Origin of the sequence: Allobosea sp. CCNWLY174 (assembly GCF_037120455.1) — a bacterium.
In the GTDB taxonomy this organism is placed as follows: domain Bacteria; phylum Pseudomonadota; class Alphaproteobacteria; order Rhizobiales; family Beijerinckiaceae; genus Allobosea; species Allobosea lupini.
In genome coordinates this window covers 1-20,918 of sequence record NZ_JBBBBQ010000010.1, presented here as the reverse complement: position 1 = coordinate 20,918, position 20,918 = coordinate 1, and the positions used below count along the sequence as shown (strand labels likewise).

At 68.0% G+C, this 20,918-nt stretch carries 20 protein-coding genes; 16 read left to right on the top strand and 4 right to left on the bottom strand.

The window, feature by feature from the left end:
* Positions 1-5: 5 nt before the first annotated feature.
* From miaB to V7S63_RS23365, 6 genes are all read left to right on the top strand, one after another.
* Positions 6-1,361, top strand: coding sequence for a tRNA (N6-isopentenyl adenosine(37)-C2)-methylthiotransferase MiaB (miaB, locus tag V7S63_RS23390; RefSeq protein WP_336531999.1), 1,356 nt, complete (start codon positions 6-8; stop codon positions 1,359-1,361).
* Between the two features lie 111 nt (positions 1,362-1,472).
* Positions 1,473-2,624 (top strand): PhoH family protein, encoded by a 1,152-nt coding sequence (locus tag V7S63_RS23385; RefSeq protein ID WP_425285443.1) that lies wholly within the window; start codon positions 1,473-1,475, stop codon positions 2,622-2,624.
* A gap of 83 nt (positions 2,625-2,707) precedes the next feature.
* Positions 2,708-3,220: an rRNA maturation RNase YbeY gene (gene ybeY / locus V7S63_RS23380; protein ID WP_199777568.1), complete on the top strand. Its 513-nt coding sequence runs from the start codon at positions 2,708-2,710 to the stop codon at positions 3,218-3,220.
* Positions 3,217-4,209: a hemolysin family protein gene (locus tag V7S63_RS23375; protein WP_336531998.1), complete on the top strand. Its 993-nt coding sequence runs from the start codon at positions 3,217-3,219 to the stop codon at positions 4,207-4,209. The genes ybeY and V7S63_RS23375 overlap by 4 nt, the downstream gene beginning before the upstream one ends.
* A complete protein-coding gene (lnt, locus tag V7S63_RS23370) occupies positions 4,206-5,804 on the top strand; it encodes an apolipoprotein N-acyltransferase (protein ID WP_336531997.1) in 1,599 nt (532 codons plus the stop codon). Before V7S63_RS23375 ends, lnt begins: the two co-directional genes overlap by 4 nt.
* Positions 5,805-5,910: 106 nt before the next feature.
* A complete protein-coding gene (locus V7S63_RS23365) occupies positions 5,911-6,330 on the top strand; it encodes a helix-turn-helix domain-containing protein (protein ID WP_091835814.1) in 420 nt (139 codons plus the stop codon).
* A 103-nt stretch (positions 6,331-6,433) separates the two neighbouring features.
* On the opposite strand, the gene V7S63_RS23360 is transcribed toward V7S63_RS23365, so the two are convergent.
* From V7S63_RS23360 to V7S63_RS23350, 3 genes are all read right to left on the bottom strand, one after another.
* Positions 6,434-6,721, bottom strand: a complete 288-nt coding sequence (locus V7S63_RS23360; RefSeq protein ID WP_091835817.1) for a hypothetical protein — start codon at positions 6,719-6,721, stop codon at positions 6,434-6,436.
* Positions 6,714-7,358 carry an acyl-homoserine-lactone synthase gene (locus V7S63_RS23355; RefSeq protein WP_158673583.1) on the bottom strand — a complete coding sequence of 215 codons (645 nt, stop codon included), beginning with the start codon at positions 7,356-7,358 and terminating at the stop codon, positions 6,714-6,716. Before V7S63_RS23355 ends, V7S63_RS23360 begins: the two co-directional genes overlap by 8 nt.
* A gap of 144 nt (positions 7,359-7,502) precedes the next feature.
* A complete protein-coding gene (locus tag V7S63_RS23350) occupies positions 7,503-8,234 on the bottom strand; it encodes a LuxR family transcriptional regulator (RefSeq protein ID WP_158673584.1) in 732 nt (243 codons plus the stop codon).
* A 147-nt stretch (positions 8,235-8,381) separates the two neighbouring features.
* Between V7S63_RS23350 and V7S63_RS23345 the strand changes: the two genes are divergently transcribed.
* The 3 genes from V7S63_RS23345 to trmB all read left to right on the top strand — a co-directional run bounded on the left by V7S63_RS23345 (position 8,382) and on the right by trmB (position 10,935).
* A complete protein-coding gene (locus tag V7S63_RS23345) occupies positions 8,382-8,795 on the top strand; it encodes a helix-turn-helix domain-containing protein (protein WP_336531996.1) in 414 nt (137 codons plus the stop codon).
* Positions 8,796-8,954: 159 nt separating this feature from the next.
* A complete protein-coding gene (gene metK, locus V7S63_RS23340; protein WP_336531995.1) occupies positions 8,955-10,160 on the top strand; it encodes a methionine adenosyltransferase in 1,206 nt (401 codons plus the stop codon).
* 82 nt (positions 10,161-10,242) lie between these two features.
* A complete protein-coding gene (trmB, locus tag V7S63_RS23335) occupies positions 10,243-10,935 on the top strand; it encodes a tRNA (guanine(46)-N(7))-methyltransferase TrmB (protein ID WP_336531994.1) in 693 nt (230 codons plus the stop codon).
* Here the strand turns inward: trmB and V7S63_RS23330 are convergent.
* Positions 10,883-11,998, bottom strand: coding sequence for a DUF2336 domain-containing protein (locus V7S63_RS23330; RefSeq protein ID WP_100964534.1), 1,116 nt, complete (start codon positions 11,996-11,998; stop codon positions 10,883-10,885). The two genes, trmB and V7S63_RS23330, sit on opposite strands and share 53 nt — an antisense overlap.
* 243 nt (positions 11,999-12,241) lie before the next feature.
* On the opposite strand from V7S63_RS23330, the gene rimP reads away from it, so the two are divergent.
* The 7 genes from rimP to V7S63_RS23295 all read left to right on the top strand — a co-directional run.
* Positions 12,242-12,940, top strand: coding sequence for a ribosome maturation factor RimP (rimP, locus tag V7S63_RS23325; RefSeq protein ID WP_091835838.1), 699 nt, complete (start codon positions 12,242-12,244; stop codon positions 12,938-12,940).
* A gap of 5 nt (positions 12,941-12,945) precedes the next feature.
* Positions 12,946-14,541, top strand: coding sequence for a transcription termination factor NusA (gene nusA, locus V7S63_RS23320; protein ID WP_336531993.1), 1,596 nt, complete (start codon positions 12,946-12,948; stop codon positions 14,539-14,541).
* A gap of 16 nt (positions 14,542-14,557) precedes the next feature.
* Complete coding sequence (locus V7S63_RS23315; protein ID WP_336531992.1) at positions 14,558-15,247, top strand: RNA-binding protein; 690 nt, start codon at positions 14,558-14,560, stop codon at positions 15,245-15,247.
* Positions 15,244-18,084 (top strand): translation initiation factor IF-2, encoded by a 2,841-nt coding sequence (gene infB / locus V7S63_RS23310; RefSeq protein WP_336531991.1) that lies wholly within the window; start codon positions 15,244-15,246, stop codon positions 18,082-18,084. Before V7S63_RS23315 ends, infB begins: the two co-directional genes overlap by 4 nt.
* 100 nt (positions 18,085-18,184) lie before the next feature.
* Positions 18,185-18,643: a 30S ribosome-binding factor RbfA gene (rbfA, locus tag V7S63_RS23305; RefSeq protein ID WP_091835852.1), complete on the top strand. Its 459-nt coding sequence runs from the start codon at positions 18,185-18,187 to the stop codon at positions 18,641-18,643.
* Complete coding sequence (gene truB / locus V7S63_RS23300) at positions 18,630-19,577, top strand: tRNA pseudouridine(55) synthase TruB (RefSeq protein ID WP_336531990.1); 948 nt, start codon at positions 18,630-18,632, stop codon at positions 19,575-19,577. The genes rbfA and truB overlap by 14 nt, the downstream gene beginning before the upstream one ends.
* Positions 19,578-19,749: 172 nt before the next feature.
* The coding region (locus tag V7S63_RS23295; RefSeq protein WP_336531989.1) for a methyl-accepting chemotaxis protein at positions 19,750-20,918 on the top strand (1,169 nt) is incomplete at its 3' end.

The window sequence follows — 20,918 nt, the reverse complement described above, 5'->3', positions numbered from 1 at the left end:
CGTTGATGAAGAAAGTCCATATCAAGTCCTATGGCTGCCAGATGAATGTCTATGACGGCCAGCGGATGGCCGACGTCCTGGGCCAGGAGGGCTATGTCGAGACTGCGACGCCCGACGATGCCGACCTCATCCTGCTGAATACCTGCCATATCCGCGAGCGCGCGGCGCACAAGGTCTATACCGAGCTCGGCAAGCTGCGTGACCTGAAGCGCGAGCGTAAGGCGCAGGGGCGCGAGACCACGCTCGTCGTCGCCGGCTGCGTCGCCCAGGCCGAAGGCGCCGAGATCCAGCGCCGCCAACCGGCCGTCGATCTCGTCATCGGCCCACAGACCTATCACCGCCTGCCGGAATTGCTGGCGCAGGCGAAAAGCGGCCGCGTCGTCGATACGGACCTGCCGCCGGAGGACAAGTTCGATCACCTGCCGGCGCCGAAGCCGGCGGCGATCGTGGCCCGCGGCGTCTCGGCCTTCGTTACCGTGCAGGAAGGCTGCGACAAGTTCTGCGCCTTCTGCGTCGTGCCCTATACGCGCGGCGCCGAGTTCTCGCGCCCGGTCGCGCAGGTGATCGCCGAAGTCGAGCGCTTGGCGCAGGCGGGCGTGCAGGACATCTCGCTGCTCGGCCAGAACGTCAACGCCTATCATGGCGACGGCCCCGATGGCCGGGTCTGGACGCTGGCGCGATTGATGCGGCGCATCGCCGAAGTGCCCGGCATCGCCCGCATCCGCTACACGACCAGCCACCCTCGCGACATGGACGAGGACTTGATCGCCCTCCATCGCGACCTGCCGCAGGCGATGCCGTTCCTGCATCTGCCGGTGCAGGCCGGTTCCGACCGGATCCTTGCAGCGATGAACCGCAAGCATACCGGCGACGAGTACCGCCGGCTGATCGACAAGATCCGCGCGGCGCGGCCCGATATCGCCCTGTCCTCGGACTTCATCGTCGGCTTCCCCGGCGAGAGCGATGCCGATTTCGAGGAGACGCTGCGGCTGATCGCCGATGTCAGATTCGCCTCGGCCTATTCGTTCAAGTACTCGCCGCGCCCTGGCACGCCCGCAGCCGAGCTGTCCGAACAGGTGCCGCCCACCGTGATGGACGAGCGGCTCTACCGGCTGCAGGCTCTGGTCGAACAGCATCGGCAGGAGTTCAACCACGCCATGGTCGGGCGCACCGTCGAGATTCTGATCGAGCGCAACGGGCGGCATTCCGGCCAGCTCGCCGGCAAGACGCCCTATATGCAGGCGGTCCAGATCGAGAGCGCGGCGCACCGGATCGGCGATCGCGTCATGGTCCTGATCGAGCGCGCCGGGTCGAACTCGCTGTTTGGCCGTGCGGTGGAACAGCCGGGGTTGGCTGCCTGAGACGGTCCGAGTGCGTAGCGTGCGATGGCGTCGGCGTTGCGGTGAACGTTATTTGGCGGTGATGGTTTTTGACTGCGCCTGTCCGACTCATTCCCACTGGAGACAATGGCATTGGCCCAGGCCGATCAATTCAATCCGAAAGCCGAGCGCGGCGGTCGCCGCGACGAGGCGCTGACGCGCGACGGCCTGCCCGGCGCGGAGGTCGAACTCACCTTCGACAACAACCAGACCGCCGGCCTGGTCTTCGGTCACTATGACCAGAACCTGGCGCATCTGGAGCGGCGCCTCGGTGTCGTCGTCAGTCCGAACGGCAACCACGTCACCATCAAGGGCCCGCGCGAGACCGCCGAGCAGGCGAGCCGCGTGCTGCGCACGCTCTATGCCCGCGCCAAGACCGGCGCGGCCGTCAATCTCGGCGAGGTCGATGGTGCGATCGAGGAGAGCAATGTGCAGCGCTCGCTCTTCCCCTCCGACAATGCCGGCAAGGCCGCCTTCGACGCGGTCGTGACGCGCAAGCGCGGCCCGGTCCGGGCCCGCAACGCCGCCCAGGACGCTTATCTGCGCCAGCTCAAGCGCCATGAGCTCGTCCTCGCCGAAGGCCCGGCCGGCACCGGCAAGACCTGGCTCGCCGTCGGCCACGCGGTCTCGCTGATCGAGCAGGGCGTGGTCGAGCGCATGGTGCTGTCGCGCCCGGCGGTCGAGGCCGGCGAGCGCCTCGGCTTCCTGCCCGGCGACATGCGCGAGAAGGTCGATCCCTACCTGCGGCCGATCTACGACGCGCTCAACGACTTCATGGAGGCGCGCCATGTCGAGCGCGCCCTGCAGACCGGCATGATCGAGATCGCGCCGCTCGCCTTCATGCGGGGGCGCACGCTGAGCAATGCCGTCGTGCTGCTCGACGAGGCGCAGAACGCGACCTCCGTGCAGATGAAGATGTTCCTCACCCGCCTGGGCGAGGGCTCGCGCATGATCATCACCGGCGACCCCTCGCAGGTCGACCTGCCGCCGGGCCAGCGCTCCGGCCTGGTCGAGGCGGTCAGGCTGCTCTCGGGCGTCGAGGGCGTCGGCCATGCCCGCTTCGAGGAAGGCGACGTCGTGCGCCACGCGCTCGTGCGCCGGATCGTCATGGCCTATGAGGACGCCGCAAGGGCGGAGCGCGACGAGCGCGAGGCGCGGCTTGCCGCCCTGCCCGCGCCGGAGGCTCCCGCCGAGGGCGATGCCGACGGGCTGAAGCGGATGCTGTCGCGGGAGCGGCCGCGATGACCGACCGACCTCGTTCGCGGCGCGCTGCGCCGCGAACCACAGCAGCGGAGCCTGCCATAAGCGGGCCCTCGCTGGATATCCGCATGCAGTCCCGGAAATGGCGCGAGATCGGCGATTTGCGACCGCGGATCCTCGCCGCGGTCGATGCCGGGCTGGCGCTGGCTCCAGTCAAGCCGCTGCCGGGCGCCGAGCTCAGCCTGCTGCTCACCGACGACAAGCGCATCCGCATCGTCAACCGCGACTGGCGCGGCTTCGACAAGGCGACCAATGTCCTCTCCTTCCCGGCCGCGCCGCCCGAGCGGATCGCATCGAGCCCGGTGATCGGCGACATCGTGATCGCCCTGGAGACCGTCGCCCGCGAGGCCGAGGCCGAGGAGAAACCCTTCGGCGACCATCTCAGCCATCTCGTGATCCACGGGCTGCTGCACCTGCTCGGCGAAGACCACGAGACGGAAGCCGAGGCCCAGCGAATGGAAGCGCTGGAGACCGCAGCGCTTGCCCGCCTCGGCATCGCCGACCCCTATGCCGGCTCCGAGCCGGAACCCATGCAGCCCCGCCCAGCGTCCAAGACCAAGAAGCCCCAGCCAGCGTCATGAGCGACGACACCCGATCTTCCTCCTCGTCTGAACCGACGGGCCGTGGCCTGGCGCACTGGCTCGGCCACTTCCTCGACCGGCTCGGCCTGCGCCAGGGCGGTTCGATCCGCGAGGACATCACCGAGGCGCTGGCGCAGGACAGCGGCGGAGTGACCGATCTCTCGCCTCAGGAACGGGCGATGCTCTCGAACGTGCTGAGCCTGCGCGAGCGCCGCGTCGCCGACGTGATGGTGCCGCGCGCCGACGTGATCGCGGTCTCCTCGGAGGCGACGCTCGGCGACCTCCTGGCGCTGTTCCGGACCGCCGGCCATTCGCGCCTGCCCGTCTATGGCGAGTCGCTCGACGACCCCCGGGGGATGATCCACATCCGCGACTTCCTCGACTTCATCGCAGCCCGGGCCAAGCCGGGCCGGAAGCTGCGCGGCGAGGCGGAGGCGCCGGCTGGCCCGAGTCTGGGCGCCATCGACCTCTCGATGACGCTGGCCCAGGCCAAGATCCTGCGGCCGGTGCTCTACGTGCCGCCCTCGATGCCGGCGGTCGACCTTCTCGTCCGGATGCAGGCGACGCGCACCCATATCGCCCTGGTGATCGACGAATATGGCGGCACCGATGGGCTGATCTCGATCGAGGACCTGGTCGAGATCGTCGTCGGCGACATCGAGGACGAGCACGATCTCGACGAAGCTCCCGCGATCGCGCCGGCCGGCGAGAACCGCTTCATCGCCGATGCCCGCGCCACCCTCGACGAGCTGAAGCAGGCGACCGGAATCGACCTGTCGAGCGCCGAGGTTGCCGAGGAGGTCGATACGCTCGGCGGGCTGATCGTGACCCTGGCCGGCCGGGTGCCGGTGCGCGGCGAACTGATCAAGGGGCCGGAGGACCTCGAATTCGAGGTGCTCGACGCCGATCCGCGCCGGGTCAAGCGCCTGCGCATCCATCGCCGCGATGCGATCGCGACCGAGGCACCAGCCGCGCCGGACGCCGCATGACGCTGCTTTCGGCGCTGGCCGACCGCGTCATCCTCGCCTGGGGCTGGCCGCGCCGGTTGATCGCGCTCATTTGCGGCGCCTGCGGCGCGCTGGCGCTGGCCCCGCTCGATCTCTGGCCGCTGATGGTCGTGCCGATGACCGCGGCGGTCTGGCTGATCGACGGCTCCGTCGTGGAAACCCGGCGCGGGCGGCTCTGGGCGGCCGCGAGCGCCGGCTGGTGGTGGGGCTTCGGCTATCATCTCGCCGGTTTGTGGTGGCTCGGCGCCGCCTTCCTGGTCGAGGCCGACAAGTTCGCCTGGGCGATGCCGCTCGGCGTCGTGGCGCTGCCGGCCTTCCTCGCCGTCTTCCCGGCTGCCGGTTTCGCCCTGGCGCGGGCGCTCTGGCCGACCGGCGCCGGGCGCATCCTGGTGCTGGCGGCCGTGCTGGCGCTGAGCGAGTGGCTGCGCGGCCATGTCCTCACCGGCTTTCCCTGGAACGTCTACGGCATGATGCTGGCCGGCCCGGCCTGGCTGGCCCAGAGCGCCAGCCTGATCGGGCTCTACGGGCTGACGGCGCTGGCCGTCGCGATCGGGGCCGCGCCGGCCGTTCTCGGAACGGGCGAAAAGGGCGAAGGGCGCTGGCGCGCGCCTGCGCTGGCGGGGCTTGCGCTGGCAGCCATGGCCGGATTCGGCGCCTGGCGGATTCCTGCAGAGCCGGTTCCGGCGCTGAGCGGGGTCAAACTCCGGCTGATGCAGCCGAACCTGCCGCAGGATGCCAAGTTCAGCCCGCGCAACAGCGAGATGATCCTGTCGCACTACCTCGCGCTCAGCGACCGGGCGACCGGCCCGGCGACCTCGGGCGTGCAGGATGTGACGCATCTGATCTGGCCGGAGTCGGCCTTCCCCTTCCTGCTCGGGCGCACGCCGCAGGCACTGGCGCGGATCGCCGCGCTGCTGCCGCCGAGCACGACGCTGATCACCGGCGCGGCCCGCGCCGGCGAAACCTTGCCTGGTGAAAGCCGGCCGCCGATCTACAACGCGATCCAGGTGGTGAACGACGAGGGCACGATCACCGGCAGCTACGACAAGGTCCATCTCGTCCCGTTCGGCGAGTATCTGCCTGCTGTCTTCGAGCGGCTGATCCGGGCGGTCGGCCTGTCCGAATTCGTCTCGGTTCCGGGCGGCTTCGCGTCGGGCAGCCGACGCACGCCGCTGTCGATCCGCGGCCTGCCGCCGGCGGCGAGCCTGATCTGCTACGAGGTGATCTTCCCCGGCGAGGCGATGCCGAGCGGGCCGCGGCCGGGCTTCATCCTCAACCTGACCAATGACGGCTGGTTCGGGCAGACCAGCGGGCCCTACCAGCATCTCGCCCAGGCCCGCCTGCGCGCCATCGAGGAAGGCCTGCCGCTCGTGCGCGTCGCCAACACCGGGATCTCGGCGGTGACCGACCATTACGGGCGCATCCGCGCCGCGTTGCCGCTCGGCGAGGCCGGCGTCATCGACACCTCGCTGCCCCGCGCTGGTCCGGCGACGCCCTATTCCCGCTTCGGCGACCTTTTCTTTGCAGGTGTAGTTGCCAGCCTAATGCTCGCTGGAGTAATAATGCGGCGACGGTAATCCCATTTGGAACTTTCTTTCGGGACCGCCGCCGAATGGCCAACCGCGCCAGGCCTTCAACGGGCCACCGGCTGGCTGACCGGATAAAAAAAGGGGACCGGCTGCCATGTTGAAGAAAGTACCGAATCCGATCGACCGCCATGTCGGCAGCCGCGTCCGGATGCGCCGCATGCTCGCCGGCGTCAGCCAGGAACGGCTCGGCGAGGCGCTGGGCCTGACCTTCCAGCAGGTTCAGAAATACGAGAAGGGCACCAACCGGATCAGCGCCAGCCGGTTGCAGCAGATTTCCAAGATGCTGGGCGTGCCCGTCGCCTTCTTCTTCGACGGGGCGCCCGCCGACGATAGCGTCGGGGAAGGCTTCGCCGATGCGTCGGCCACAACCTATGTCGCCGATTTCCTCGCGACCAGCGAGGGTGTGCAGCTGACCAAGGCCTTCGTGCGGATCAAGAGCCCGCGCGTGCGCCGGCGTATCGTCGATCTCGTCGAATCGCTCGGCGAAGCGCCGATCGACACCATCGAGCAGTGACGCACTGAACCGCTGGATTTCCTGCCGAGGCGTGCTGTCTTTCCGGAACTTCGCAGAGCGAAAGGCCGGAAGGACAGTGCAATTCCCTTGATGGGACGTCGGCTCAGTGCAGGGCCGGGGGCGTATCCTGAGTCAGGACGAGCGTGTTCTGATTGAGCCGCTGCAGTTGCGGGCTGGGATTCACCAGCAGGAAATCCCTGAGCTTCACCTGGTCCGGCTCAGACATGGACAGGATCTGCACTGCGAGCCAGAGCTCGTCCGGCAAGTCCATGCGGTGAGCCACATCCACCAGTTCCTGATGCACCGGCTGGTTGCGCAGCAGGGTGGTGAGCAGGCCGAGGGCGTATTCGATCTTGTCGCGGCTGCTGCCGGTGTCATGCTGATTAGCCATGCGAGATCCTCCGCTCGCCCGGGGTCCGCTTCGCGTCGCGACGCGACAGGATGACCGGCGCTTCGATGTCCTTGAAGGCAAGGGTACGGCGATAGGCGTCCTCGCTCACCGTGATGATCGTGCCGACGCAGTTCATGCCCTCGATCACGGTCGGCAGGCCGAGCGGCCGGACCTCCCAGCCCAGTTCCAGGAAACGCGGCATCCACCACGTCTCCATCACCACGGTGATCGCCGTGATGTCGTTGGCGAGGCAATACTCGAACATCCCGGCCAGAACGGTATGCAGCACCTTGCTGTCGGGGCCGCGCCGCTCCGGCACGACGAAGATGCGCGTCCATTCGACGATGTCGGTGCCGCGCTGGAGCCCACGCACATCGGCCAGGAACGGGAAGACATCAGCCATCAGATGCGGGCAGGTCGTGGGGACGAGCCGCGTGCCGCCGATGACGCGCCCGTTCTCGATCGCCAGCAGATAGGTCGCATCCGCGTTGTCGAACTGGTCGACCTCACGCCCGTCGGGCCGCTCGAGCGCCATCCATTTGCGCTCGCCGACATAAATCTGGTGCCGAATCTGGTAGTGCTGCTCGAGCTCGGCCCGGTAGAGGTGCCGGTTCCCGGCATCGATAACGTGGATCATCGCCGCTTCCCTCCCTAGAGGGACGCAAGCTGGCTCCATTCAGGTTTCACGGGTATTCCGGAATTCCGGAAGAAGCGGGCGAAATCGACCGAATTCGAGCAGCTGTTCCTAACGCATAAGTAGTCCCGCCTCGACGGAACACGCCTAGATGCTGATCTCGCCGCGGCGATAGGCCTCGATCACCGTGCGCGTGCGGCCCCTGACGCCGAGCTTCCTGGCGGCGTTCTCGAAATGGGCCTCCGCCGTGCCGGCGGAAACGCCGAGGCGCTCCGCTACGCCTTCCGTCGTCTTGCCGATCGCGAACCAGGTCAGCACCTCGCGCTCGCGAACGGTCAGGACATGCTCAAGCCGTGCCGGCCGCAGGCAATCTGCGGCCTTGCCATGAGCGTAGATCGACATCAGGTGAATCGCGGAACGAGCCTGGCGCGACAGGTCCGGCCGATCGCCGGCCATCGTGACCACGGCCTGAAAGCCCGCTTCGCCATGGATCGGCACGCAGAAGCCCTCGATCATGTTGAAGTCGCGAGCCCGGTGCATCACCTCGCGCTGGCGCGGCAGCGCCGCGCCCTCCTGATAGACATCGTTCCAGGCGAACGGGTCGATCGTCGTCTTGCAATGGGCCGCGATCGGGTCCCAATCCGAGAACGACTTCTCCAGATAGAGCTCGAACCAGCCCGGCGGCCAGCCGTTGAGGAGAACGAGCGGATCGATCCGGTCGCCGATTTCCGGCAGGCCGGTGATCAGGAAGGCGTGGAAGCCATAGCTGGCGAGCTTATCGCGCAAAGCGGCGACGACCGTCGTCGGATCGGTGAGAGTGCTCAGCCGATCGATGAAGTCGAGCGCGTCTCGTCCCGCGTTGAAATGTCGTCCCGACATGTCCCGTCTTTTTCCGATCTTAGCAGCTTCAACGCAGAACGGCCAAGAATCAACGCATACCAATGCATACCAGCTCCTGGCCTGCCAGAGCCGGCGGTAGACGCGCGGCCGGAAGTGCGATTGAGTGAGACCCGAGGTGAAAGGCCCATGCTGAAGAAACTTCCGAATCCGATCGACCGTCACGTCGGCAGCCGGGTACGCATGCAGCGCATGCTGGCCGGAATCAGCCAGGAAAAGCTGGGCGAGGCGTTGGGCCTGACCTTTCAGCAGGTGCAGAAATACGAGAAGGGCACAAATCGGATCAGTGCCAGCCGCCTGCAGCAGATCGCCAAGATGCTAGGCGTACCCGTCTCCTTCTTCTTCGAGGGCGCTCCGGCCGGCGACGTGGCCACCGGCGGCTTCGCCGACGCGTCGGCGACGGCCTATGTCGCCGACTTCCTCTCCACCAGCGAGGGCGTACAACTTTCCAAGGCCTTCGTGCGCATCAAGAACCCGCGTGTCCGGCGACGCGTCATCGACCTTGTCGAGGCCCTGGCGGATGAACCTGGCGAAACAGCCTGATTCCACGTCCTATTCGTTCGACTTAACGAACAAAATATCTGTCAAAAGAATTTCCTGCCTTGACGGCGAACCTTTCCGCTGCAAAAGACGCTGCGCATTTTTCATTCGTGCGCAGGTTTCCTCCGGCGCCCGCCCCGCAGCTTGGGAAGGATCCCGACCGTGTCCCGCCAGAACTACCTCTTCACCAGCGAGTCCGTTTCCGAAGGCCACCCGGACAAGGTCTGCGACCGGATCTCGGACGAGATCGTCGATCTGTTCTTCAAGGAAGCGATCAAGGCGGGCCATGATCCGGCTCAGGTGCGCGTCGCCGCAGAGACGCTGGCGACCACCAACCGCATCGTCGTCGCCGGCGAGGTCCGCACCCATCTCGACGAGAAGCAGATCAAGTCGAAGGTGAAGTCGGCGGCGCGCAAGGCGGTCCGCGCGATCGGCTACGAGCAGGACGGCTTCCACTGGAAGAAGGCCAAGATCGACGTGCTGCTGCACCCGCAGTCGGCCGACATCGCTCAGGGCGTCGACGAAAGCAGCAACAAGGATGTCGGCGCCGGCGACCAGGGCATCATGTTCGGCTATGCCTGCCGCGAGACGCCCGAGCTGATGGCCGCGCCGATCTACTACGCCCACAAGATCCTCGAGGTCCTCGCCAAGGCCCGTCACGCCGGCGAAGGTCCGGCCGCCAAGCTCGGCCCCGACGCCAAGAGCCAGGTCACCGTCAAGTACGAGAACGGCAAGCCGGTCGGCGTCACCCAGATCGTGCTCTCGACCCAGCATCTCGACGAGACGCTCACCTCGGCCGATGTCCGCAAGATCGTCGAGCCCTATATCCGTGAGACCCTGCCCGATGGCTGGATCTCGAAGGACACCGTCTGGCACGTCAACCCGACCGGCAAGTTCGTGATCGGCGGCCCCGATGGCGACGCCGGCCTGACCGGCCGCAAGATCATCGTCGACACCTACGGTGGCGCGGCGCCCCATGGCGGCGGCGCCTTCTCGGGCAAGGACCCGACCAAGGTCGACCGTTCGGCCGCCTATGCGGCGCGCTATCTCGCCAAGAACGTCGTCGCCGCCAAGCTGGCCGAGCGCTGCACGATCCAGCTCTCCTACGCCATCGGCGTCGCCAAGCCGCTGTCGATCTATGTCGACCTGCACGGCACCGGCAAGGTCGACGAGGCCAGGCTCGAGAGCGTGCTCGGTGAAGTCATGGACCTGACGCCGCGCGGCATCCGCACGCATCTGGGCCTCAACAAGCCGATCTACGCCAAGTCGGCGGCCTATGGCCATTTCGGCCGCAAGGCCGGCCGTGACGGCAGCTTCTCCTGGGAGAAGACCGATCTGGTCGACGCGCTGAAGAAGGCCGTCGCCTGATCCACGCCGCCTGCAGGATCATGAAGGCCGGGGCTTGTGCTCCGGCCTTTTTCTTTCGCCTGAACACGTTTAGAGCGCGGCCATGACCGACCAGCACGATCCAGACCGGGCCTTCTTCGGCCGCCGCAAGGGCAAGGGACTGCGCCAGGGCCAGGCCGAGCGCATCGCCGAGACGCTGCCGGCGCTTCGTCTGCCGGAAGGGCCGATCCCCGATCTGAAGGCGCTCTTTCCGATTCCCGTCGAGGCCGTCAGGCTCGAGATCGGCTTCGGCGGCGGCGAGCATCTGCTGGCGCGCATGCGCGAGAGCCCGCAGATCGGCTTCATCGGGGTCGAACCCTTCATCAACGGCATGGCCAAGTTCCTGGCCGTGATCGAGCAGGAAGGCCTGCGCAACATCCGGCTCTGGGACGGCGATGCCGCGCTGCTCCTGCCGCAGCTGCCCGCAGGAAGCATCGACGCGGCCGACCTGCTCTATCCGGATCCGTGGCCGAAGCGCCGTCAGCGCAAGCGCCGCTTCGTCTCGGAGCGGACCCTATCCCTGCTCGCCAGGGTGCTGCGGCCGGGCGGTCGCTTCCGCTTCGCCAGCGACATCGACGACTATGTCGGCTGGACGCTGGCGCGGCTCGCCGCCTCGCCTGATTTCGACTGGACCGACGAGAGCGCGGACGATTGGCGCCAGCCCTATCCCGGCTGGGTCCGCACCCGCTACGAGGCCAAAGCGGTCAAGGCCGGGCGGGTGCCGAGCTATCTGACTGCGCACCGTCGCGCATCCTGAGGAAGCCGAGCACGCGCTGCGCCGTCACCGGCGTCAGGTTGCGGAAGCTCTGCTTGGCCCGCTCCAGCACCGGAGCGGACTTGCCGTCGCCCTTGCGCAGGCCGATCAGTGCCCTGGTCGTCTCCCAGGACCAGCCCATGCCGCGCGCCACCAGGAGCACTGCGTCGCGATCGGGGCCGAAGACGATCTGCTCGGTCGCCGGCAGGGTCAGGCGGGCCAGAGTGGCGACGCCGCAGATCGCATGTTCGATCGCGCCGGAGGTCGCGTATTGCGCCACCACGGATTCGTCGAGCTTGCTGGCTTCGTCGAGGGCCTTGACGTCCGCCAGCGCCTTGCCGAAGCGACCGAGCTCGTCGCCGATGGTCGCCTGGGCCGAGACGGCTTCGGCGCCGCGCTCGACGGCGCCGGCGACGGAGCCGAGCAGGGATGGCTCGAGCGAGGCTTCGAGCCGGCGACGGGCCGAGCTCTTGGCGGCAGCCAGCAACTGCTCGGCGAGATCGCCGGGGATGTCGGCGCGGGTGCCGAGCGTCGCCTGCAGGGCGTCGTCCTGAGCGGCGCGCATGACCAGCACGCCCATGCCGTGGCGCGAGAAGCGGGCGCTCTGATTGGCGGCGACGGCGTGGGTCACGACGCGCCCGCCGCGCAGGATCAGGAAATCGGTGACCGGCTCGCCGAGGTCCGGACGCTCGGTGATGGCGAGCATGTGATCGCGGCCCTTGGCGGCGGCAATGGCGACGAGATCATGGTCGCTGAGACGTGGCGAGGCGACGAGAACCGGGCGCGCCACCGCGATCTCGTCGAGCGCCAGCTGGCGCACGACGCCGCTCGGCGCATTGGGGACCGGAGCGAGCCGCTCCGCCAGTTCGATGCGCGCCCTCATCTCGATCGCGCGGGCGAGGCGGCCGATGACCACGTCGAAGACGCCGACCTGGTCCTCGCCCATCTCGTTGGCCGTGGCCAGGAAGAGGTCGGTCAGGCGTGACAGGATGACGGCGCGCTCGTCGGTCGAGCCGCGAGCCATCGTCGTCTCGAGATCGCGCAGCAACGCGCCGACAGGACTCATCACGCAACCCCACACACAACCATCCCCTCTCCTAGCAATGAAGAATGACCAGCCGGTTAGCAGGATCGTCGAAATCGAGGACAGGCTTGCAAGATCGCGGAAACGGGACTAGATAGCGCCCAACAGCTCTGGTTTCGGTGTAAGCCGGCGATCAAGAGCGGGCCCACCGGCCCGCTCTTTTTTATTGGCCGAACCGCCCATGAGTGTTTTTTGGAGCCGGCGGGAGACGGGCGAGCCATACGGATGGTCGAGCAGAACAGCCAGGATCAGGAAGAGCGCATCGTCGTGGAGAGCGGCATCGCCGCGCGCGTCGCGGCGATCATCGAGCCGGCGATCGTGGATCTCGGCTATCGGCTGGTGCGCGTGCGCATCAGCGCCCAGAACGGCTGCACCGTCCAGATCATGGCCGAGTTGCCCGACGGCACGATGACTGTCGAAGGCTGCGAGGCCGTGAGCCAGGCGGTTTCGCCGGCGCTGGACGTCGACGATCCCGTTCAGACGGCCTATCATCTGGAAGTATCGTCGCCGGGCATCGACCGGCCGCTGGTGAGGCCGAGCGATTTCGAGCGCTGGGCCGGTCACCTGACCAAGATCGAGACGAGCGAGCCCTTTGCCGGGCGCAAGCGCTTCCGCGGCATCCTGCGGGGCGCCAGCGGGACCGACGCCCTGCTGAGCCGCGACGACGCCAAGGCCGACGAGGAGCGCGATGTCGCGATCCCGATGCGCCTGATCGCCGAGGCGCGGCTGGTGCTAACCGACGCGCTGGTCACCGAATCGCTCCGGCGCGGCAAATCGGGCCTGGCGCCGGAAATGCCGCCCGCCGACGAGATCGCCCAGCCCGTACCCGGGCGCGGCAAGTCGCTCGGCCCCCGTGATCCCAAGGCCCGCAAGCCGGGCAAGGGCGCCAAGGGGCCGGTGAAGAACACACAGAAAGAGGAGTGAGCGCCATGGCCGTCAGCGCCAACCGGCTCGAGCTGTTGCAGATCGCCGACGCCGTCGCCCGCGAGAAGTCGATCGACCGGCAGATCGTGATCGACGCGATGCAGGACGCGATCGCCAAGGCGGCGCGCTCGCGCTACGGCGCCGAGACAGACGTGCACGCCGAGATCAACACCAAGTCGGGCGAGCTGCGCCTGGCGCGGCATCTCCAGGTCGTCGACCTCGTCGAGAACGGCGCCGTCGAGATCACTGTCGACGAGGCCAAGCGGCACAATCCGGCCGCCCAGGTCGGCGACGTGATCGCCGATCCGCTGCCGCCCTTCGATTTCGGCCGCATCGCCGCCCAGTCGGCCAAGCAGGTCATCGTGCAGAAGGTGCGCGAGGCCGAGCGCGACCGGCAGTATGACGAGTACAAGGACCGCATCGGCGAGATCGTCAACGGCGCGGTCAAGCGCGTCGAATACGGCAATGTCTTCGTCGATCTCGGCCGTGGCGAGGCGATCATCCGCCGCGACGAGATGATCCCGCGCGAGACCTTCAAGGTCGGCGACCGCGCCCGCGCCTATGTCTACGACGTGCGCCGCGAGCCGCGTGGGCCGCAGATCTTCCTGTCCCGCACCCATCCGCAGTTCATGGCCAAGCTGTTCGGCCAGGAAGTGCCGGAGATCTATGACGGGATCGTCGAGGTCAAGGCCGTCGCCCGCGATCCGGGCTCGCGCGCCAAGATCGCGGTGATCTCGCGCGATTCCTCGATCGACCCGGTCGGCGCCTGCGTCGGCATGCGCGGCTCGCGCGTGCAGGCCGTGGTCGGCGAGCTTCAGGGCGAGAAGATCGACATCATCCCATGGTCGCCCGATGTCGCGACCTTCGTCGTCAACGCGCTGCAGCCGGCGGAAGTCGCCAAGGTCGTGCTGGACGAGGAAGCCGACAAGATCGAGGTCGTGGTGCCGGACGAGCAGCTCTCGCTCGCCATCGGCCGCCGCGGCCAGAATGTCCGCCTGGCGTCGCAGCTCACCGGCTGGGATATCGACATCCTGACCGAGGCCGAGGAGTCCGAGCGCCGCCAGAAGGAGTTCGTGCAGCGCACCGAGCTGTTCATGAACGCCCTCAATGTCGACGAGACCGTCGGCCAGCTGCTCGCTTCGGAAGGCTTCCGCTCGGTCGAGGAAGTCGCCTATGTCGAGCCGAGCGAGTTGTCCTCGATCGAGGGCTTCGACGAGGACACCGCCGCCGAGATCCAGAATCGCGCCCAGGAATATCTGGCCACGATCGAGGCCGAGCTCGACGACAAGCGCAAAGCGCTGGGGGTCGAGGACACGCTGCGCGAGGTCGAGGGCGTCACCACCGCGATGATGGTCGCGCTCGGCGAGAACGACGTGAAGAGCGTCGAGGACCTTGCGGGCTGCGCAACCGACGATCTGGTCGGCTGGACCGAGCGCAAGGACGGCGAGAGCACCCGCCATTCCGGCTATCTCGACGGCTTCGACCTGTCGCGGCAGGACGCCGAGGCGATCGTGATGGCCGCCCGCGTCAAGGCGGGCTGGATCGAGGCGCCGGAGCCGGAAGCCGAGGCCGAGGCCGAGACCGAGGAGTCGCAGGCCTGAGCCGGGGCAGCGCGAGATGAACCGGCGCGCCGAACGCGAGGGTCCGGAGCGGACCTGCGTGGTGACGCGCCAGGGCCGGGCGCCGGATGACCTGATCCGCTTCGTGGTCGGCCCCGGCGATGTCCTGGTGCCGGACATCAGGCGCAAGCTGCCGGGACGCGGCGTCTGGGTCTCGCTCAGCGCTGCCGCAGTCCGCGAAGCGGTCAAGCGACGCGCGTTCGAGCGCTCGCTGAAGATGAAGGTCACGGTTTCGCCCGAGCTGGCGGCCGAGGTCGATGCGCTGCTGGTCCGGGACGCGATCCAGGCGCTGGCGATGGCGAACAAGGCGGGACTGGTCTCGACCGGCTTCGCCAAGGTCGAGGCCCAGGCGGAAGCAGGGCGCCCTGCCGCGGTGATCGCCGCGAGCGACGGCGCCGAGGACGGAAAGCGCAAGATCGGCCAGGCGCTGCGGCGTGCACCGGGGCCGAAAGAGATACCGGTCGTGGCGATTTTCGCCGCGGCTGAACTGGAACTGGCGCTGGGGCGTGAGCATGTGATACATGCAGCGCTTGCTCCGGGTCCGGCGACTGAGGGTTTCCTCGCGCGCTGGCGTCGGCTCATCCGTTTTCGGATGAACGATGCTGGCGAAACGGCGTTCATCGACCCGGCTGAATCCGACGTACGCGACCAGACGAAGACCGAACCGGCAGGACCGACAGCGGAATGAGTGATACCAAGACCCCCGGCGACAAGACCTTGAGCGTGACGCCTCCCAAGACGTTGTCGCTGAAGCGACCTGTCGAGCAGAGCACGGTTCGGCAGAGCTTCTCGCATGGGCGCACGAAGCAGGTCGTCGTCGAGGTCAAGCGCCGCGTCAGCGGCCACGAACCCGTGGCAGCTCCGGTTGCCCGTGCCCCGCAGCCACAGCAGCAGGCTCCGACGCCGCCGCGGCCACAGGCACCGCAGCCCGCGCCACAGGCCAGCCGCCCGGCCGGCAGCATGCTGCTGCGCACGCTCTCGGACGATGAGAAGGACGCGCGCCAGCGCGCCCTCTCCGACGCCCGCGCCACCGAGGCGGAGGCCCGCGCCCGCGCCGAGGAGGAAGCGCGCCAGCGCGCCGCCCGTGAGCAGCGTGAACGCGCCGAGCGCGAGGCCGCCCAGGCGCGCCAGCGCGAGGAAGAAGACCGCAGGCGTCAGGAAGACGAGCATAAGCGCCGGGCCGAGAGTGCGGCCCGCCAGCGCATGAGCGAAGAGGCTGCCCCGCCGCGGCCCGCGCCGCCGCGCGATGCTGTGCCTTCGGCTGCTCCCTCTGCTCCGTCCTACACCCAGACGCCGCGTCCTGCTCCGTCCGGCCCCCGGGAGACGCGCGAATTCGGCGGACCGCGTCCGCCGGCGCGCGATGTCGGCGCCCGCCCGCCGCGCCTGGATTTCCGGCCGCCCCGTTCGGACTCGCCGCGCCCGCCGCGCCCCGATGCCAATGCGACCGCCGAGCCGCTCGTCGCCCGGCCCGCGCGCCAGGCGCCCTCTTCGGCAGGCGCGCCGCGCAGCCGTCCCGATGATGGCGAGGCGCGTCCCGCCTTCCGTCGCCCTGGCGGCAGCCCCGGCGGTGCACCTCGCGGCGCCCCGGCTCCGGCTCCGAAGACCCCGAAAGTCGGCGATAAGCCGCGTGGCCGCCTGACGCTGTCGACCGCCACGGGCGGGGACGACGAGCGGACACGCTCGCTCGCCTCGTTCCGTCGCCGCGTGCAGCGCATGACCGGCCATCGTGCCTCGGATGTCGCCAAGGAGCGCGTGATGCGCGAGGTGATCATCCCGGAGACGATCACCATCCAGGAACTCGCCAACCGCATGACCGAGCGGGGCGTCGACGTCATCCGCCTGCTGATGAAGCAGGGCGCGATGCACAAGATCACCGACGTGATCGACGCCGACACCGCCCAGCTCGTGGCCGAGGAAATGGGCCACACCGTCAAGCGCGTCGCCGAGTCCGACGTCGAGGAAGGCCTGTTCGACACGCCGGACACCGACGAGACCCTGGTCTCGCGCCCGGCAGTCGTGACGATCATGGGCCATGTCGACCACGGCAAGACCTCGCTGCTCGACGCGATCCGCAAGACCCATGTCGTCTCCGGCGAAGCCGGCGGCATCACCCAGCATATCGGTGCCTATCAGGTGACGACGCCGAACGGTGCCAAGGTGACCTTCATCGACACGCCCGGCCACGCCGCCTTCACGGCGATGCGCGCCCGCGGCGCCAAGGTGACGGACGTGGTCGTGCTCGTGGTCGCTGCCGATGACGGCGTGATGCCGCAGACGGTCGAGGCCATCAACCATGCCAAGGCGGCGAAGGTGCCGCTGATCGTGGCGATCAACAAGATCGACAAGTCCGACGCCAACCCTGACCGGGTCCGGTCCGAGCTGCTGCAATACGAGATCCAGGTCGAGTCGCTCGGCGGCGAGACGCTGGAGATCGAGGTCTCGGCCAAGACCGGCCAGGGGCTCGACACGCTGCTCGAAGCGATCGCGCTGCAGGCCGAGGTGCTCGACATCAAGGCCAACCCCGAGCGCGCCGCAGAAGGCACGGTGATCGAGGCCAAGCTCGACCGCGGCCGCGGCCCGGTCGCGACCGTCCTCGTCCAGCGCGGCACCCTGCGCACCGGCGACATCGTCGTCGCCGGCGCCGAATGGGGCCGCGTCCGCGCGCTGATCTCCGATACCGGCGCCCAGATCAAGGAAGCGGGGCCGTCGCTTCCGGTCGAGGTGCTCGGCTTCAACGGCACGCCGGAAGCCGGCGATCGCGTCGCGGTCGTCGAGTCGGAAGCCCGTGCCCGCGAGATCACCGACTACCGCGAGCGTCAGAAGCGCGATCGGCTGGCCGCCCGCGGCGCCGGCTCGGGTGCCGGCCGCTCGTTGGCCGAGATGATGCGCGAGCTCAAGGAAGGCGCCGGCCGCAAGGAGTTCCCGCTCGTCGTCAAGGGCGACGTGCAGGGCTCGGTCGAGGCCATCGTGGGCTCGCTCGAGAAGGTCGGCAATGACGAGGTTCGCGCCCGCGTACTCTCGTCCGGCGTCGGCGCGATTACCGAATCCGACGTCACGCTGGCCCAGGCTTCGGGTGCGGTGGTGATCGGCTTCAACGTCCGCGCCCACAAGGAAGCGCGCGAAGCGGCCGAGCGGGCCGGGGTCGAGATCCGTTACTACAGCATCATCTACAACCTGATGGATGATGTGAAGGACGCGATGTCGGGCCTGCTGGCACCGACCCTGCGCGAGACCATGCTCGGCAATGCGCAGATCCTTGAGATCTTCAACGTCTCGAAGGTCGGCAAGATCGCCGGCTGCCGCGTCACCGACGGCACGATCGAGCGCGGCGCCAATGTCCGCCTGATCCGCGACGGCGTCGTGGTTCACGAAGGCAAGCTCGCCCAGCTCAAGCGCTTCAAGGACGACGCCAAGGAAGTGGTCGCCGGCCAGGAATGCGGCATGTCCTTCGAGAACTACCAGGACATGCGCGCTGGCGACGTGATCGAGTGCTTCCGCGTCGAGGAGATCAAGCGCAGCCTCTGACAGGCACGCTTGCTCCCGGATGATTTGAGATGGCCGGGCTTTCGCCCGGCCATGACGTTTCAAACCCGTCCATCCGGTCCGATCCCGGAGAACGAGAACCATGGCAAAGAAACCAAACACTCAGGGCTCCGGGCCCTCGCAGCGGCAATTGCGTGTCGGCGAACTGATCCGGCATGCGCTGGCGGAGATGCTGGCGCGCGGCGACATCCATGACGATGTGCTGGCGAAGCACGTCATCACCGTGCCCGAGGTCCGGCTCTCGCCCGATCTCAAGCTCGCGACCTGCTACATCATGCCCCTCGGCGGCCAGGACGTCGCGGCGGTGCTGAAGGCCCTCGATGGGCACAAGCGCCATATCCGCGGCGAGATCGCCCATCGGGTGAACCTGAAATATGCGCCGAACGTCCGCTTCCTGCAGGATGAGAGCTTCGCCGAGGCCGAGCGCATCGATGCGCTGCTCTATTCGGACAAGGTGCGCCAGGACATCCTGAAGCAGCCGCTGCGCATCGACCAGGGCACGGACCACGACCAGCAAGACAAGCACCATGACGACGACTGATGAGAACCGCCCGGCAGAGGCGGATGGCGGCCGGCCGCCGCGGCCCAAGAAGCGTGACGTGCATGGCTGGGTCGTGCTCGACAAGCCGATCGGAATGACCTCGACCCATGCGGTCGCCGTGGTGAAGCGCGCCTACAACGCCAAGAAGGCCGGCCATGCCGGCACGCTCGATCCCCTCGCCTCGGGTCTTCTGCCGATCGCCCTGGGCGAAGCGACCAAGACCGTCCCCTTCGTGATGGACGGGCGCAAGGCCTATGAGTTCACCGTTGCCTGGGGCTCGCAGACCGATACGGACGACACTGAGGGCAAGGTCGTCGCGACCTCCGAGCTCCGGCCGGACGAGCCGGCGATCGCGGCCTTGCTGCCGCGCTTCACCGGCACGATCCAGCAGGTGCCGCCGAAGTTCTCGGCGATCAAGATCGCCGGCGAGCGTGCCTACGACCTTGCCCGTGACGGCGAGGAGGTGACGCTGGAGGCCCGCCCCGTCGAGATCACCGCGCTGCGCATCGTCCGCCATGACGGCCCGACCACGACCTTCGAGGCCGAATGCGGCAAGGGCACCTATGTCCGCGCGATCGCCAGGGATCTCGGCCTGGCGCTCGGCTGTCTCGGCCATGTCGCGCATCTGCGCCGCACCCGCGTCGGCCCGTTCGCGGTGGCGGACGCGGCGACGGTCGAGGCGCTGCGCGACTGCGACGGCGACAGCGCCGCAGAAGCGCTGCTGCCGGTCTCGGCGGCCCTGCAGCTGATCCCGGAGATCGTGGTGCATCGCGACGCCGCGCTCCGGCTCAAGCGCGGCCAGAGCGTGCTGCTGCGCGGCCGCGACGCCCCGCTGGAGGCCGATGCCGTCTACGCGGTGAGCGGCGGCGTGCTGATCGCTACGGGCTCGATTACCCAGGGCGAGTTCGTCCCGCATCGTGTGTTCAACCTGTAGAGGAGCACTCTCAAAAACACACCCATGCCGCGGTCCATTTTGTACTGAATGGAACGAACTCTTTGAAAATCGGCGCCTTTAGGGTCGATTTCGAGCCCTTTTAAAGCGAAATTTACCTGTTTCGACGGGTTCTTGAGTGCTGGCCCATGTCGGCCGCCTCAAGGAGCCGTTCGTGAAGAAGCTCGCCTCGCTCTGGCTACCCATTTCCAACCGGCTCGCGATCGTCGGCCTCGCCATCTTCGCTGCCGCGATTGCGGCATCGGTGATCGTCTCGATCCGCGCCGCCGACAACGCCATGCGCGAGCGGGCTCAGGCCAGCCTGACCGTCAACATCAACCTGCTGCGGGATATCCTCAGCGCCAAGGGCGAGCCCCGGCTGGAGGGCGACAAGCTCTATTTCGGCTCGGAGCCGGTCAACGGCAACTTTGCTGCCGTCGACAAGGTCAAGGCGCTCTCCGGCGGCACCGCGACCGTGTTCATGGGCGATACGCGCGTCTCGACCAACGTCCAGAAGCCGGATGGCGGGCGTGCGGTCGGAACCAAGCTGGCGCAAGGCGCAGCCAATGACGCCGTCTTCAAGGAGCGCCGTACCTATTCCGGGGCCGCCGACATCCTCGGTGTCCCCTATTTCACCATCTACGAGCCGATCGTCCAGAAGTCGAACAATGCAGTGATCGGCATTCTCTATGTCGGCATCAAGCAGTCGGATTTCCTCACCGTCATCGACGAGATGATCCGCAACAACGTCATCGCCGGCCTCGTCATCGCCGCGATCGGCGGCGCGCTGCTGTTCTGGCTGACGCGCCGGACATTGAGGCCTCTCGGCCAGCTCAAGGATTCGATGCTGAAGCTGGCAGCCGGCGATCTCGCCAGCGAGCCGCCGAAGCTGCGCAGCGGCGACGAGGTCGCGGCCATGGCCGACGCGGTGGCCGTGCTGCGGAAGGCAGCAATCGAGAAGGCGCGGCTGGAAACCGAAGCGAGGGAGCAGTCGGAGCGCAGCGACGCCGAACGCCGCAGCAACCAGGCCGAGCGCGAGCGCACGGCTGAGCAGCAACGCGACCACGCACGGCAACAGGAGGCGATCGTCCGCGCCCTCGCCGCCGGGCTGGAGCGCCTCGCCCACGCCGACCTGACCTGCCGGATCGAGGATGCCTTCCCGGCGGAGTACGAGCAGTTGCGGGCCGATTTCAACGAAGCCGTCGATCGCCTTTCAGCGACGGTGTCGACGATCCAGGTGACGGCGTCGGATGTCGGGATTGCGGCTCGCGAGATCAACACGGGCGCCGACGATCTGTCGAAGCGCACCGAGGAGCAGGCCTCCTCGCTCGAGGAGACCGCGGC